Below are 14,786 nucleotides of genomic sequence, written 5' to 3'. Positions count from 1 at the left end.
TCAATTCTAATTATACACATACACATGTGTATGTCAAGTATTTATGAGCAAACAGACAGTAGTATTGGCAGGTGGTTAGTGTGGCAGAGCAAATTAAACAGGAGCAGGAGAAGCTAAAAAAACTGAACACCAAGCAGCAGCGATTTGTCGATGAATATTTGATTGACCACAATGCGACTCAGGCTGCCATACGCGCCGGGTATTCGAAAAGGACGGCTGGGTCTATCGGCGAAGAAAACCTTAAAAAACCTGAAATAAAGGCCGCTATTGACGCTGGATTAGAGGAACTACGCCAGCGCAATGCCGTGACCGTGGACAGAGTCCTGGCAGAGTATTCCAAAATTGCCTTTGCTGACATCAAAGACTTCCTGGAGTTTAAGACGGTCAAAACACTACTTGATCAAGATGATGATGGCAACCCAATATATGGATATAAAAACGTAGTAGAGGTTAAACCTAGTGACCAGGTTGACGGCAGTATTATCAATGAGGTAAGTATCAGCAGGGATGGGACGTTTAGATTTAAGCTGGGCAGCAAGGAAAAGGCTCTTGATGCTCTGGCCAAACATCTTGGAATGTTTATTGAAAAGTCAGAGATTGATATAAATGGCCGGATCATAGTTGAGTTTGGTATACCGAGACCCTCAAAAGATGAGCTCTGGGAAGATAAGGACAAAGTAGAAGTCAACGAAACTACTCTCCATGAAACTGAATCACATGAAGGTGAGAAGTAATGGCCCTTCCACAAAGTGAAGTTAGGGTATCGGTCCCTTATAAAGCCAATAAGAGACAGGAAGTATTCCATTCTTGCCCGGCAGAAGAGGCGGTGTATGGCGGGGCAAAAGGCGGCGGTAAGAGCTGCGGTCTGGTCATGGAGGCCCTGGCATATGCTCTTGAATATCCTGGGGCAGAAATGTACCTGTTCCGGGAGACATACGATGATCTGGAAGCCAACATCATTAAAGAGTGGAAAGAGAAGGTTCCTAAAGAACTTTACTCATACAACGAAGGCAAGCACGTTGTTACTGTTTACAATGGTACTAAGATAAAATTCCGGTTTATCCGAAACAAATCAGATGCGGCCCGGTATGATGGCCGGTCCATGGACTGGGTTGGTGTTGATGAGCTAACCAAGCATGAGGAAGAATCAATTCAGATACTTCTCTCGTGTCTGCGGAGCCCCAAAGGTTTCCCGGCCCGGTTCCGGGGAACATGTAACCCTGGCAATATCGGGCATATGTGGGTAAAGAAAAGATATATCTCAGCCACAAACTACGGTAAAGACCTTGCCCGGGACCCAGTAACCAAAAACAGGATAGCTTTTATTCCTGCTAAGGTTTATGACAACGAAGTATTGATGAAGAATGACCCCAACTATGTCAAGAGGTTAGAGAACCTTCCTAAAGACAAAAGGAAGGCTTATTTATTTGGTGACTGGGACATCTATGAAGGCATGGCCTTTGAAGAGTTCTCCCATGATATCCATGTATGCAAGCCGTTTCCGATACCGGCACACTGGCGGCGTTGGCGCAGCCTGGATAATGGATATGCTGACCCGTTTGCGTGGTACTGGTTTGCTGTTAGTGAGGATGGTATTGTCTATATCTACAGGGAATACACCAGGGATTACAATGCCCCCAAGGTTATTTATTCGGATCAGGCCCGGAAGGTTGTTGACCTGTCCAAACGCCTTGATATTGATGATATTGGTCAGGAGATATGGGTACCTGAAAAGATTGATTTCACTGTAGCCGGTCACGATGCCTGGCAAACTCACGTCCGGGATGAGTCAGGGAAAACCCTGATTGACTATTACCAGGATGGTGGAGTGTTCGGGTTTATCCGGCCAATAACTGACCGGAAATTCAGGAAGGCTGTTTGGCACGAATACCTGAAGCCTTATTATGATGAGGTTACCAAGAAGATGACCGCCAAGGTCCAGATATTCGATACCTGTAAGTTTCTTGTAGAATACCTGCCGATGCAGATTGAGGATGAAAAAGACTCTGAGAAGGTTGCCGAGACAAGCATTGACCACTGGTATGATGGGGCCGGATACGGGCTCATAGCTTACCATGTTCAATATACCAAGCCCCCTAAAGAGGAGGAGCCGCCTATCGCACGGCACAAAAACCAGCTGGCGAAGCGGCGCAGGCATACCACTCGCAGGATGAGTTAGTTTGTCTATGTTTGGGTTAGCAATCCAAAACTTAATATAAAAAATACTTTTCTGCCTATTACCAAGGGGCTGCTGGGGACCGGCTCCTTGACCTCCTTTCTTTTTTACATAGAACCAGGGGACTGGCATACCCCTGGTAATGGGCAGAAGGGACAAAGGAGGCGAAGACGCGAAATGGGCAACGGCAATATTACACTTGTAGGAATTGTTCAAAAGCTTGCTAAAAAAATGGGCACAGAGGAAGCAGATAATTTAGTCGCCGGAGTTTTGCTGGTAAAGAAGGATTATTTTTCTTTAAAAGATGAACTGGTCAGGGTTTATAATGGAATGGTTAAAAGTGGCAAGTAGGAGGCGAAGACGCCGTGAAACAACGGTACACACCAATGAAAAGGGTCGAGATAGATGGAGAGGCCAGAAAAGCGTTACTTGACCTTGTTGATCTAGAAGACACGAATGATGTACAAACCTTCGTTTTTGTATCCTGTGACAGGTTGGAAGGTAAGAGTTCGCCTTGCTATGTGCGGAAGGGCGACAGATATTTTACTATAGACAGGTTGTACCTTATAGGTTTAGCACGGCACAGTTAACCCTTTGGCCCGCCGCGACTGCGGGACGTGGCTCCCGTGTGGCCCGCAGGGGCCTTGACGGTGGGCCAGTAATGATTAATTAGACCAAAATAAACCAAAAAAGGATGATTTTGTATGTACAGAGAATACAGAGAATTATGTCAAGGAAGTGTTCCAATGCCTACCAATGGAGGAATGTCCATTCAAAAGGCAGCTGTCATGTTTGACAGGGTTATTAACGCCAGGGACACAAGTAAGCGAATAATGAATGTTGTTGGGTCAATCAACGGCAAACTGTTTGGTTCATCTCCGGCGTGTGACGAACAATGCAATTCACCGGATCCTTGTGTCGAGTATGTGGTAGATGAAACAAACGCTAATTTGGAATTGATTGAAAAGGCTCTTATCAACATCTCTGACCGGCTGTAAGGTGTAGTCATGAAACTAGACAAACTAAAAGATGCGGTCTTACAGATTTTTGACAACTGTATTGAAAGCATTGAAAAACAAGAAGGTTTTGGCTTTACTGATATTAGCGTTTTTTATAGACAGGACATAAAAGAAGCTTTTAAGACTATATCTGTCCCAGGAGGAACCGCCAAAATGAGTAACCCAAACAGTACCAACACCAATAATCTGCCAAGCATCGTGCCACTCAAGCCAGAGGAAGAGGATCTAATCAGGTTTATCCGTGGTCTGCAGTGGGGGCATCTGACTATCGAAGTGAAATATGGACTGCCGGCCATGATTAAGCAGCCGCAGAAGGACATTAAACTTATCCGGGAGGACAGGCCAAACCGAAGACGGAGGGAATAAGAATGAGTGGGATAGGGATGATTCCAAAACCAAAGAAGTGTCGTAATAACCCGGCTAATGTGGTATCTGACTTCGCCAAGGTAAACGATATACCCTATCACGATGTGACCCGCCAGGCGGGGCTTGTTAAAAGACTGCATAACCCTGCCCTGGACAGGCACGAGGCATATATGCAGCGGTGCCGGATTAGGCAGGAGGCAGAAGTTGCCAGGCTAAGGCAGCGGCTGGAATGGGTTAAGGCCGAGGTAACGCGCCGGAAGGACAGCATGAAGAGTGGTGGCAAATATCAGCCAGTGAATGATTTACTGGAAGAGGCCCGGAGAATCCGGCAGAAGTTGGCAAGGTTGGGTGAAGCCAATGGATGATGTTTTTGTTTACGCGTGTCCTGATTGCGGTTACATACAGTCTGAGTTACAGATACAACAGAGCAGACTCACAAAAAAAGTAAACGGGAAACATTATACCTACTGTCCGGGATGCAATACAGAGGAAATTCCAGTGAGTGATTTTGAGATTAAAATAATGTCCGATAGCAAGAGGTGTGGTGAAGCCAATGGCTCAACCAAATAACTGCAGACACTTCACCGGCAAAAAGAAGAAAAATGGACCCAAGCAGCGGAAACGCACCCCCCCCCGCGGTAAGCGGGTCCATGTAAGCAAGTATTCGACAACTAAATAACAACCCGAATCTAAGAAGATAGGGGTATGTAGACTATAGAGCAGAATTTGTCTGCTTTGTAGCCTGCATACCCCTTTTTTATTTTAAGGAGGTAAATAATGAAAAAACATATTGGAACCAAAATCATTATGGCAAAACGCATGACAGCGGAGGAAGCTAGCCGCACATTACAACGGCCCATCGACACCTCAAATGCAGACGAACAAGGCAACGGTTATCTGGTGAGATATCCTGATGGGTATATAAGTTGGTCACCGAAGGCGCAGTTTGAGGCAGCGTACCGTAAGGCTGATCGATTAACTTTTGGACTGGCTATTGAAGCACTGAAAAAAGGCTGTAAACTTGCCCGTAAGGGTTGGAATGGCAAAAACATGTGGATTCTGATGCAGTCACCGGATGAACACAGCAAAATGACTTTACCTTATCTGTATATAGAGTATCCGGTGGGACATCCGGCATATCCGAACGGCTCACGTGTTCCCTGGTTTCCGTCTCAGACTGACATGCTTATGGAAGATTGGATGGTGGTTGAATAATGGCAGACCCCAAAACCCCATTACCGATTAATCAATGCCAGATATTCCCCCACACATATCAAATACCGTGCGAGACATATAACTGCCTCACCCAGTCAGAGTACCACATCGGCAGGCCGGATGGTCCATTGTCAGTGATGCGGAACCTCTGTTCCGATTGTGCTGATAAGCTGGTGGAATCAATCCTGGCTACGCCTGAGCTTATCGAAAGGCACATGGGCCGGATAAAGGAACTTGTCATGGCAGACCAGGATTATCAGGAGCTTGTTGGCAGCATCCGGGAGGCCGAGAAAAAAGAACAGCAGGCTAAGATGAAGACTAAGATACAGTCGGTGGTAGAGCTTCTCAATGTAGTTGAGATTGACGAAGCAGTTAAGACAGGGATATGTAAACTCCTGGAGATTGAACTACCCAAACAGCCCATACCCGAACCAAAGAAGTATCAATGTGCCCATTGTGATGCTGAGCCGTTTGACACGCCGCAAAAGCTGGCGGCACATGTCAAGAAGGAACATCCTAAGCCCAAGGAGTGATGATAGATGGCTGAGTGGGCCCTGGCTCTTGTCTGCATGGTTCTGGTTGCCGTTCTTATTTGGCGTGAACACCAGTTTGACCTTGAACGTAAGGACTTATACAACCGGATCATGGCAGGGAACTTGCATGATTATGCAGCGAACGGAACCGCGCCTCCCAGGGGGCGCAATTTTGTTAAGAAGGGAATTAAAAAAGGGTACCAGGCACTGGGGAACCCAAGAGGGGAGGCTGATTATGATTGAGCTTACTTAACCTGAACATTTTTGGCGGTAATAGCCGCGATGCACCTATGCAGCCGCCGCAGATGCAAGCACAACAACCGCAAATGTCACAGCAGGACAAGTATATATCTTCTCTTGATCCGCAGGCACAGATGGAATTTCAGGATGATGCTGTTGTTGCCATGATTCAGAAGGAGTTTAAGCGCCGCCAGGATGAACGCAGGCCCTTTGAACTGCAGTGGCGATTGAACCAGGCTTTCCTGGAAGGTAACCAGTATGTTGACATTAACCCGGTGTCCATGGCCCTGGACGAAATACCAAAGATGTTCTGGTGGCAGGAACGGGAAGTGTTTAACATAGTGGCTCCGAATATCGAAATGCGGTCAGCAAAGCTTGGTCGGATGCGGCCTATCCTGAAATGCCGTCCCGGTACTGGTGAGCAGCAGGACGTTCGCAGCGCTAAGGTTGGTACCCAGCTATTGAAAAATAACTATTACGATGAAGGCATTCAGCTAAAACTGGGTGATGTCATCTGCTGGATGGAAGCCTGCGGCACCGGTTTCTTTAAAAACACATGGAACAGGAACTCCGGCAAGATATTCGCCAAGATGATATCCCAAGACCCGAACACGATGCAAGAGATAGCGGAAGAAATCCGGGAAGGGAATTTAGATGTTGTTGCTGTACCTACGCCGGAAATATATCCTGACAGCTGTTATCACCAAGAAGTCACTAACTGCCGGTCCATTATCCATGCCAAAACGTACCATCTCGACGAAATTGAAGAGATATGGGGTACCCGTGTACCGGCAGAACAGACAACAGCCATGCAACTACAGCGCAGTATGACCGGTATTGGTGGCCTTGGTTATGGTCTTGGTGGTTTCAATATTGTCACTACCAAACTTGAAAACCATGCCGTGGTCATGGAATACTGGGAGATCCCGACCAAGAAGTTTTCCCAAGGCAGGCTGTTGATTGTGGCCAGCGGCAGAGTGCTTTATAAAGGCCCGTTGCCGTTCCCTGTAGGTGAAGATGGACAGTTAGCTCTTCCGTTCACCAAGGTTGATTGTATCCGCAGGCCAGGAATTTTCTGGGGCAAGACAGTCAGTGAGCGGCTTATTCCTCCGCAGCGCCGATATAACGCACTGCGTAACCGCAAAGCGGAATACCTCAACCGCTGCAGTATTGGCCAGTGGACATATGAGGAAAATTCCGTTGATGAAGAATATCTGGAAGACAATGCTGGGGCACCAGGGGCCATTATTCCATTTAAAAAAGGTTTTAACAGGCCTGAACATGTGCAAAATGACCAGCTGCCGGCAGCGTTTGACACCGAAGAGCGCACACTGCTTAACGAAATTAGTATATTGTCTGGGGTTAGTGAGCTCAGCCGTCAAAGCCAGGCACCTTCCGGCACTTCAGGCTCAGGTGTTAGCTTGGCAATTGCACTGGAACAGGATGATACCAGGCTGTCTACCACAGCGGGAAATATTGAACAATTTATAGTACAGTCGGGGAAACAATGGCTGCGGCTCCACAAGGCCTTTGTCAAACTGCCACGGACCCTCCGTAGTATTGGCAGGAACAATGTTGTTGAGGTTATGGACTGGACAGCCGGGGACTTGCGTTCTGATGATGTTGTTGTAGAATCGTTCTCTGCACTGGCAGAATCACCGGCACAGCGCAGACAGATGGTGTTTGACCTGATGGGCACTCCGCTTGTCTTGGACCCGGAAACAGGGAAAATGACCAAAGAAATGCAGTCAAAGCTGCTTGAAATGATAGAGTTGGGCCATTGGGAGGCAACGGATGATGATAACGAGGTTCATATCAACAAGGCAGAACGCGAAAACCGTGATATTGTTCAAGGCATGTTCCCAATGCCAGTTACTTACGATGATCATGTACTGCACATGTCCAGGCATAATAATTACCGCTTAACCGTTGATTATGAGGCTATGAAGGCCCAGAATCCGATGTTAGAAGTTCTGTTCCAGCAGCATGTGCAGGTACATATGGCTTATATCGGCCTCCATGCCCAGCAGTTAGTATCTCAGATAATGCCTCCACCCGGGGCACCTGGTTTATTGCCGCCTGCTGCCGGAGGAATGGTTTAAGGATTATTCACACAGCGAAAAGGCTTGATGCGATAACGCGAACCATGCGCCGCATAAGGCTTTTATATTTAAGGAGGATTACTTTTTATGAAAAAACAGAATAAAGCTGATAACCCCTTGCGCGACTTCAGGATTAACCTGACCCTGTTTGGCGATGGACCGGCAGGTGACCCTGGTTCCGCTGCTCCTGCTTCACCTTCCTCTGATCCTGCGCCTGCTCCTGCACCCGTAGCGAGCACGGAAGGAGTAGTAACCAGTCAACCTACAACCGGCGAACCGTCAAGCCAACCAGGTCAACCGTCCGGGAGCGGTAACCCGCTTCTTGACTACTTTAAAAGCGGAGGGGCCAGCCAATATGACCCATCAAAGATACCCGGAGCAAATCCGGCAGCATCAGTTCAGCCGCAGGCACCAGTGGTGCAGCCTGCACAACCGGCGCAACCGGCGCAGCCAGTGCAAACTGAACCGCCTGCAGTACCACCTTCCTCACCGGCAACACCTGGACCCCAGGACTGGACAAGCCAAGTCCCGGACAAGTTCAAAAACCCGGATGGGAGCGTGAATGTCGAGGCCCTTGTTAAGAGCTATACTCACCTTGAACCAAAACTAACCGAACAGGGCCGGACAATCAGTGAATTAACCAATAAGGTTCAATCGTTCAGCCAGCAACCACAACAGTTTCAGCCCGGTCAGGACCCGCAGCAGATGCCGGGACAACAACCATGGCAACAACAGCCACAGCAACCGTCAGAGCCGCAAATCACCCCGGAACAGGTTAAGGAAATCAACGAGAAATTTGTTGAGAGCCTTCTTGACCCGGAAAAGAACCCGGTTCAGGCGCTGTCTCAGATTATCAAGGACGTGGTTACGCCCATGGTTGCCCCGGTACAGGAAAAGATTCAGTACCAGGACAGGCTTGCTGAGTGGAATCAAAAGGTGGATGCGTTTAAGGCAAATACGTCTGATTTTGCGGACTTAGAGGCAGATATGACCCAGATAATCAACGAAATGGGTCCGTATCTGGCAACCATGCCTGACCCGCTGCAGGCAGCGTATGACATGGCCAAAGGCCGTAAGGCGCAGAATTTCACGCCACAGCCGCCGCCTACTCTTGAAGAAATGCTGGCTAATCCGGACAATATTGAAAAAATTGTCCAAAATCCACAGGTTCAACAAATGATTCTGTCGCAGACGGCAGCACAAATACAAAATGGCGCCCCTCCGGTTGTTATGGCTTCTCAGCCGGGAGGAACACCGCCCGCCGCACCGTCTACCCCGATTACAAACGCAAAAGAAGCCACAAAAGCAGCTGCAGGATTCTTCTCCAGGTTTATTGGAGGGGGGTCTTAATTTTTTTATCCTAAGGAGAGTGATTTATAATGGCTGAACTCACCATGAGCGCCATTGCTGAAGCTCTGAAGCTCTGGTATCTCGAAGGGCTCCGCTATCAGATGAACGAAAAAGCGAGTGCGTTCCTGACTCAGATCGAGCGCACTAGTGAGCATGTTGAAGGTAAGAAAATCATTATGGCCCTGCGTTACGGGGTGCAGGGTGGAATCGGGAATAGGGCAGACAATGGAACCTTGCCGACTTCTAACAGCCGTAAAACCAAGCAGGCTGAATGGGAAACCAAGAACCTGTTTGCCCGTATTCAGCTCAGTGATAAGACCATCAAGGCCAGCCGGTCCAGCGTTGGGGCTTTTGCCAGGATGCTGGAAACCGAAATCAGTGATTGTGAGATTGACTGCAAACGTGACCTGTCCAGGCAGGCAGTTGGTGACGGTACTGGTGTTCTTTGTACTATTACCAGTATCAATGCCGGGACCAAGACCATTACCTGTAACAATGACATTGGAGTACAGTACCTTGCTGTTGGTATGCTGGTTGATGTGTACGATGTTGATGCCGAGACAATTGACAATGCCGGTGTCGAAGTTACTGCTGTTGACCGTGCTAACAAAACGGCAGTTCTGTCTGCCCTCGATGCTTCAATTGGCAATGGTGACGTATTATATGTCAATGGCAACAAGGACTTGGAAATAACCGGCCTTAAGGGTGTTTTTGAAAACACCACTCTTTATGATGTTATCCGGTCAACCGAAACATGGTTCAACGCAACCAAAATTGCCACTGTTGGTGAAATCTCTGAGATTAAAATGCAGCAAGGTATTGACGATGCTGATATTGAGGCCGGGTCTGAGATTAATTTCATGCTTGGTTCTCACGGTGTTCGCCGGGGATACCTGAACCTGCTCAACGCTCAGAAGCAGCTTGTCAACACCATGGAACTGAAGGGCGGTTTCAAGGCTATCAGTTTCAATGGACTGCCCTTTGTAGCCGATAAATTCATTGCCCCAGGGGAACTCTATTTCCTTGACCTGTCCGACTGGAAGGTTTATGAAATGAGCGACTATGAGTGGCTTAATGAAGACGGTGCAGTCTTAAACCGTGTGGCCAATAAGCCGGTTTGGGAAGCAACCATGGCCAAATATTGTGACCTCGGCTGCCAGAAGCCTAAGGGCCAAGTCAAAATGTCCGGGATCACCGAACACTAATTTGAAGCAATATTCGCAGGAAAGAGAGGGAGGGTTCTCCCTCTCTTTTTATTAATCTAACCTTAGTCAGAAAGGAGTTTGATTGTTATGGCTGCAAGTGTAGTTGTAAAAAAGAGGAATAAGTTTGGTAACGGTTATGCTGTTACCGCTGATGTTACTCTGGATGACAGTTACCCGACCGGTGGAGAAGCTTTGACAGCAAAACAGTTTGGATTGGCGGTGCTCAATTTTATTCTTCCTTCACCCGCTGCCGGATATATTTTTGAATTTGACCATGACAACAGCAAATTAAAGGCTTTTACACCCGTAAAAGCTCAGGCCGCGCATAGTCATGTAAATACTCTTACCCCCACTGCCAAGACACTGCGATTGGTACATGCCGGAGCGGATATTAAGGGTTCGGCTAATACCGATTCTGAAAACGCTGACGCCGATGCATTGCCCACAAATGGGGCTCTCGTTGGTGCTGAAACTGCCGTTGCTGATGCTGCTTATGCATTTCCTGCTACGGCTAATCCCGATATGGGCAGAAACGTATGTATCGTATTCCACAACGATTCAGGCGGTCCCTTAAACCTGTTTGAAGGAGTTATGACCTTTACCGTGACCGGTACTTATAGGGGAGCTGCACAAACTGAGGATATTACTTTTACATCGGATGCTGGGAACAAAGCCATGGCAACTGCTAAATACCGGTATAAGTACGGTGTTAAGCAGTTTGACACCGTGACCGATGTAACCGTAGACAATATTTGTGATAACGCCATTAAAATTGCTGTTGGTATCGGCTCTAAGATTGGTTTACCGACTGACTTAAAGACTCCGTCTGAAGCAGATGTGGTTAAGATAACCAAAAATGCTGCTGACTTGGCTGTCGCCGGGACCGTTGATGTCACTAATATGACGGTTAATCTTGGGGCTTTGGCCGATAACGATGATTTTGAGATTGTTTATGAAGGTGTAGCCGCGTTGACCGGGGTTGCAATCAGCAATGTAACGGGTGGGGCTATATCAGCTGATGCTGCCGCAGAGGTTGTAAATGAATCTAACCTTTCTGCCGTAACTGCCAGGGTTTTGGCAATCGGTTATTAGTGTTCTAATATATTAATCGGGTTGATTAATATATTGGAACTGGTATACGAAACAGGATAACTAGTATACGAAACGGGATAATTAGTGTATAAACCATTAAGAGCAGACGGGAGAGGGGTTCTCCCCTCCCTGTTCTGTTTTTGATTTGAAATTTTCTCTGTGAAATCCGGTGCAATGCGCAAGTACCGGATTTTCGATGAAGGGAGGAAAATGAATTGGCTGATGATTATCTCAATATAGGTGGAAACAAAATCAAGCTGGTTGACTTGGGTGATGGCAGTTATGGATTTGCGGCAGATTGCCCTGATCTGGAAACCTTAACAGGAGCATTAAATGCTGCAGCTGTAACTGATCCGACAGCAAGTGCAAGCGTTACAGCATTGCTTAAAGGTATTATTAAACAGCTTCAGGGTGGCGGCGCAGGTTCGCTTCCGGCGGAAGTAAGTACTATTCGGGGAACCGCTACGGACGGAACAGAAACAATGGTAATCGACTCTACAAAAGACTTCGAAGCTGATGTACTTATCGGCAAGGTAGTCAAAATCACCATCGATGGGGTAGACTATTTCCGAAGAATTACTGGAAGCGTGGCAAATTCCTTTATCTTCCCAGCTATTCTTGACCCGGTAGCGGCATCGGCTGTGATTGGTTCCGGCCAGGACGCGGAAGGCCAGGTTACCATCCGCTGCCAGGGAGACCTTGATGGTGAAGCAGGTAATGCCTACTCGGTTGAGATTGTGCAGGGTGTAGATACAACTGGGGATACAATTGCCTCTCTGGAAGGTACAGTGCTGACCATCACTGTCAACTTGGACGGCTTGGGTGACCCGCGGCTCTTGGCAGCAGGTGATATGCAAAATTTAATTGCTAATACTGTTGGTGTGTCAGATAAGTTTATTGTCGATGCTGTTTTTGTTGCAGGAAACATACCCATAGGTGGGGCCGCCATACCGTTTACGCTTGGAGCAGATGGAATATCTGTTGTAGCCGGGACTCAGTATGAAATAGCGGTGGCGGAAAAGAACGTGACGACAACGGTGACCGGCTCCCAGCCTGTCGAAGTAACGGGAAGAAATATTGCAGTATCAGTTATCGACGCTTCGTCAGATGCTGCGATAGCAGCAGGTTCGAGTGAAACAATAACTGTCACTCCACCAACGGGGAAAAAATATAAAATAATAGGTTTTTCTGCAAGCGTCACTGCTCCTGGCGGCACTACCGGCACACATTATATTGCTATGTTTATACCACATACTACACTAGATGTTAGCATCGGAATAATTACAACTACATACAGCAGTAATTTGATATTTTCTAATCAGGCAGGGACCGGAGTAACTTCAAGTCCGTCTGATTTAGCCGACTTTTTAACAAAATTATTTGCAGTCTCGTTCGACAATGACACTCCGCTAAAAATTTATTACAAAAACTCCTCAGATGTTACCCAAACCAATAAGCGTAAAATAGTGCTACTTGTTGAGGAAGAAGGTGTGGTATAATGACTGATGTTTCTGTTTTAAATGTTGGTGATACATATGAAGAAGGTAATGTCGATATGGAAGTGGTCGAGCAAAAAACGCTGACGAATGGAGCAGTAATTACCATTTCCAAAAAAAAGTAGTTATAGATATCAAGGAATTTGGCGCTGTTCCCAATGATAGCACTAAAGCCGCAGTAAATTGTGACGCATTGATTTTAGCAACAAAGACGGGACAAGAAGTGTATATTGATGATACTTATTATATTGACCCTATTAATATGACGGAAGACAATGCAGTCGGTGATTTATTGCTTTGTGGCGATAATGGTTCCTTGATATTTTACTGTAATACTGTTATTACTGATGTTCGCCCTGTTTTGTTCAGACTGACACAGGACACGAAAACAGTTTTAATTAAAAATATTCAATTCATAAATGAAAGTACATTGTTTCAGCCAAGAATTATGGCCGGGTACACAGATACCGAACAAAATGTTTTTGATATCGAAGAATTTACATTTAAAAACAACAAAACAAGTGGCTACATGGTTGGATTTAGAGCCACCTGCCCCGTAGAATCTGATTCAGTTTTCAGAAGTATCAACATCACAGATAACAAAATAATTAATCCGACTGCCCTTGACTATGCCGTCATATATGCCGCTCAGTTTATCAATATAGAGAATTACAGTTATGGTTTATGCACGATTCAAGACAACATAATTAAAAATTCAAGTTGTTTTTTGTATGATGGCTTAACAAGCGAGAGAACAAATAACAAAGAAATGCTTATGGTTTCGGGCAATATAATGGTTAATGATGATGACTGGTATCTTGATGGAGATGGAGCCGTTTACAATTGCATGGTGTTGTCCGAAGCAAAAGAAATCCATTACACCTATAATTGGGTGGAAGGAATTAAAACTAACCATGAGCATGCAATGGTTTATTCTGCGTATTTGACAGGACAGAAGGTATATTGCGAAAATAATGTCTACCGTAACAATGTAAAACTGGCAATTGACTCAACTGACCCATTGTCCTGCGATAATATTATATTCAAGGTAAAAGGCATTGTTCCAGACAGTGTTAGGGTGATAAAAAACAACAAGGCGTATGTCAGTAAAGAGTATATAAATAAAGCCGTGATTATGATGGGAGCAGAAATAAATACGATTTACAGGGTGATAGAATTTCCATACGTGCTTATGCCTGAAATGATTTTTGAAGGCAATGACATTTACGTTGAACACCAGCTTAGTTTTAGAGTATCTATTAGTGCGGATAATGCTTTTTGCGGATACAACAAGATAGCTGGAGTTAATCCTGATTACTCAATAGCTTGTGAAGGACTTATTGAAACAGATAACGAGATAACCACACTAAGTTTATAGTTATTGTTGCCGTATAATCTTGGCGGGATTTCCCCCGGCTAAACAGTAGGCTGGCACATCTTTTGTAACCACACTTCCAGCGGCTATTACGCTACCTTCTTTAATGGTTACTCCGGGAAGGATTATACATCCGGTTCCAATCCAAACATTATCCCTTATCACTATTGGTTTGGTTTTTCCTCTGGTTTTAAGTCTGTTGGTGGTATCATCAAATGAAATACTGTGTCCGCTTTCATCAAATATCTGGCAGTTCGCGGCTATCAAGCAATTTTTACCGATTGAGATTTTTTCAAAGGCGTGGATGCAACTGCCGTGAATCCTTGTGTTTGCCCCGACAATTATTGTAGCACCTTTACGCTTTGCGAGTAATTTAACGGGGGCAAACATGTTGACGTGATAATCATGGTTGCTAGAATTTAATGTAACATTATCGCCAATGATTAATTTAGAGTCTTTGCCAATCGATATTTCAGGATATCCACTGATATGAACAGAACCTAGTATTTTCAAATTACGGTTTCTGAATTTTAACCAAAACAAGACGATTTTTTTATACAGAAAACTTAATATGCGTTTCATATTTTCGCCTACCTTTTAAATTGTTTGTGAGAACA

The 14,786-nt window shown here is 45.9% G+C and carries 17 protein-coding genes; 16 read left to right on the top strand and 1 reads right to left on the bottom strand.

Going from position 1 to position 14,786, the window contains the following annotated elements; genetic code table 11:
• The first annotated feature begins 80 nt into the window (after positions 1–80).
• The 16 genes from Ga0451573_RS06120 (at position 81) to Ga0451573_RS06050 (ending at position 14,172) form a co-directional block, all read left to right on the top strand.
• Complete coding sequence (locus Ga0451573_RS06120) at positions 81–734, top strand: terminase small subunit (protein ID WP_231683002.1); 654 nt, start codon at positions 81–83, stop codon at positions 732–734.
• Entirely contained in the window at positions 734–2,179 is a 1,446-nt protein-coding gene (locus Ga0451573_RS06115; protein WP_231683001.1) for a phage terminase large subunit, read from the top strand. The genes Ga0451573_RS06120 and Ga0451573_RS06115 overlap by 1 nt, the downstream gene beginning before the upstream one ends.
• A 174-nt stretch (positions 2,180–2,353) precedes the next feature.
• Positions 2,354–2,527 (top strand): hypothetical protein, encoded by a 174-nt coding sequence (locus tag Ga0451573_RS06110; protein ID WP_231683000.1) that lies wholly within the window; start codon positions 2,354–2,356, stop codon positions 2,525–2,527.
• Positions 2,528–2,922: 395 nt separating this feature from the next.
• Complete coding sequence (locus tag Ga0451573_RS06105) at positions 2,923–3,174, top strand: hypothetical protein (RefSeq protein WP_231682999.1); 252 nt, start codon at positions 2,923–2,925, stop codon at positions 3,172–3,174.
• 9 nt (positions 3,175–3,183) lie between these two features.
• Positions 3,184–3,561, top strand: a complete 378-nt coding sequence (locus tag Ga0451573_RS06100) for a hypothetical protein (protein ID WP_231682998.1) — start codon at positions 3,184–3,186, stop codon at positions 3,559–3,561.
• Between the two features lie 2 nt (positions 3,562–3,563).
• Complete coding sequence (locus Ga0451573_RS06095; RefSeq protein WP_231682997.1) at positions 3,564–3,926, top strand: hypothetical protein; 363 nt, start codon at positions 3,564–3,566, stop codon at positions 3,924–3,926.
• A 412-nt stretch (positions 3,927–4,338) separates the two neighbouring features.
• The gene (locus tag Ga0451573_RS06090) at positions 4,339–4,776 is read left to right on the top strand and encodes a DUF2829 domain-containing protein (RefSeq protein WP_231682996.1); all 438 of its coding nucleotides are present in this window, start codon (positions 4,339–4,341) and stop codon (positions 4,774–4,776) included.
• Positions 4,776–5,309 carry a hypothetical protein gene (locus Ga0451573_RS06085; RefSeq protein WP_231682995.1) on the top strand — a complete coding sequence of 178 codons (534 nt, stop codon included), beginning with the start codon at positions 4,776–4,778 and terminating at the stop codon, positions 5,307–5,309. Before Ga0451573_RS06090 ends, Ga0451573_RS06085 begins: the two co-directional genes overlap by 1 nt.
• A 6-nt stretch (positions 5,310–5,315) precedes the next feature.
• Positions 5,316–5,552: a hypothetical protein gene (locus Ga0451573_RS06080; RefSeq protein ID WP_231682994.1), complete on the top strand. Its 237-nt coding sequence runs from the start codon at positions 5,316–5,318 to the stop codon at positions 5,550–5,552.
• Positions 5,549–7,651, top strand: a complete 2,103-nt coding sequence (locus Ga0451573_RS06075) for a portal protein (protein ID WP_231682993.1) — start codon at positions 5,549–5,551, stop codon at positions 7,649–7,651. The genes Ga0451573_RS06080 and Ga0451573_RS06075 overlap by 4 nt, the downstream gene beginning before the upstream one ends.
• A gap of 87 nt (positions 7,652–7,738) precedes the next feature.
• A complete protein-coding gene (locus Ga0451573_RS06070; protein ID WP_231682992.1) occupies positions 7,739–9,001 on the top strand; it encodes a hypothetical protein in 1,263 nt (420 codons plus the stop codon).
• Positions 9,002–9,030: 29 nt separating this feature from the next.
• Entirely contained in the window at positions 9,031–10,206 is a 1,176-nt protein-coding gene (locus Ga0451573_RS06065; RefSeq protein ID WP_231682991.1) for a phage major capsid protein, read from the top strand.
• A gap of 87 nt (positions 10,207–10,293) precedes the next feature.
• Positions 10,294–11,298: a hypothetical protein gene (locus tag Ga0451573_RS06060; RefSeq protein WP_231682990.1), complete on the top strand. Its 1,005-nt coding sequence runs from the start codon at positions 10,294–10,296 to the stop codon at positions 11,296–11,298.
• Positions 11,299–11,513: 215 nt separating this feature from the next.
• Entirely contained in the window at positions 11,514–12,797 is a 1,284-nt protein-coding gene (locus Ga0451573_RS06055) for a hypothetical protein (RefSeq protein WP_231682989.1), read from the top strand.
• Positions 12,797–12,919, top strand: a complete 123-nt coding sequence (locus Ga0451573_RS19720; protein WP_269438134.1) for a hypothetical protein — start codon at positions 12,797–12,799, stop codon at positions 12,917–12,919. Before Ga0451573_RS06055 ends, Ga0451573_RS19720 begins: the two co-directional genes overlap by 1 nt.
• Positions 12,920–13,017: 98 nt before the next feature.
• Positions 13,018–14,172, top strand: a complete 1,155-nt coding sequence (locus Ga0451573_RS06050; RefSeq protein WP_231682988.1) for a hypothetical protein — start codon at positions 13,018–13,020, stop codon at positions 14,170–14,172.
• Here Ga0451573_RS06050 and Ga0451573_RS06045 read toward each other — a convergent pair whose 3' ends face one another.
• Positions 14,173–14,751: an acyltransferase gene (locus Ga0451573_RS06045; protein WP_231682987.1), complete on the bottom strand. Its 579-nt coding sequence runs from the start codon at positions 14,749–14,751 to the stop codon at positions 14,173–14,175.
• Positions 14,752–14,786 lie beyond the last annotated feature (35 nt).

The organism is Phosphitispora fastidiosa (assembly GCF_019008365.1).
GTDB classification, from domain to species: domain Bacteria; phylum Bacillota; class Thermincolia; order Thermincolales; family UBA2595; genus Phosphitispora; species Phosphitispora fastidiosa.
Note: the sequence above shows the minus strand (reverse complement) of the source record. Positions and strands in the feature narration are given on the sequence as shown.

What these genes read in the sequence shown, in the direction of transcription:
- Ga0451573_RS06080 (WP_231682994.1), top strand. Translation starts at nt 5,316, where the DNA reads ATGGCTGAGTGGGCCCTGGCTCTTGTCTGCATGGTTCTGGTTGCCGTT.
- Ga0451573_RS06105 (WP_231682999.1), top strand. Translation starts at nt 2,923, where the DNA reads ATGCCTACCAATGGAGGAATGTCCATTCAAAAGGCAGCTGTCATGTTT.
- Ga0451573_RS06100 (WP_231682998.1), top strand. Translation starts at nt 3,184, where the DNA reads ATGAAACTAGACAAACTAAAAGATGCGGTCTTACAGATTTTTGACAAC.
- Ga0451573_RS06085 (WP_231682995.1), top strand. Translation starts at nt 4,776, where the DNA reads ATGGCAGACCCCAAAACCCCATTACCGATTAATCAATGCCAGATATTC.
- Ga0451573_RS06110 (WP_231683000.1), top strand. Translation starts at nt 2,354, where the DNA reads ATGGGCAACGGCAATATTACACTTGTAGGAATTGTTCAAAAGCTTGCT.
- Ga0451573_RS06060 (WP_231682990.1), top strand. Translation starts at nt 10,294, where the DNA reads ATGGCTGCAAGTGTAGTTGTAAAAAAGAGGAATAAGTTTGGTAACGGT.
- Ga0451573_RS19720 (WP_269438134.1), top strand. Translation starts at nt 12,797, where the DNA reads ATGACTGATGTTTCTGTTTTAAATGTTGGTGATACATATGAAGAAGGT.
- Ga0451573_RS06095 (WP_231682997.1), top strand. Translation starts at nt 3,564, where the DNA reads ATGAGTGGGATAGGGATGATTCCAAAACCAAAGAAGTGTCGTAATAAC.
- Ga0451573_RS06090 (WP_231682996.1), top strand. Translation starts at nt 4,339, where the DNA reads ATGAAAAAACATATTGGAACCAAAATCATTATGGCAAAACGCATGACA.
- Ga0451573_RS06070 (WP_231682992.1), top strand. Translation starts at nt 7,739, where the DNA reads ATGAAAAAACAGAATAAAGCTGATAACCCCTTGCGCGACTTCAGGATT.
- Ga0451573_RS06045 (WP_231682987.1), bottom strand. Translation starts at nt 14,751, where the DNA reads ATGAAACGCATATTAAGTTTTCTGTATAAAAAAATCGTCTTGTTTTGG.
- Ga0451573_RS06065 (WP_231682991.1), top strand. Translation starts at nt 9,031, where the DNA reads ATGGCTGAACTCACCATGAGCGCCATTGCTGAAGCTCTGAAGCTCTGG.
- Ga0451573_RS06115 (WP_231683001.1), top strand. Translation starts at nt 734, where the DNA reads ATGGCCCTTCCACAAAGTGAAGTTAGGGTATCGGTCCCTTATAAAGCC.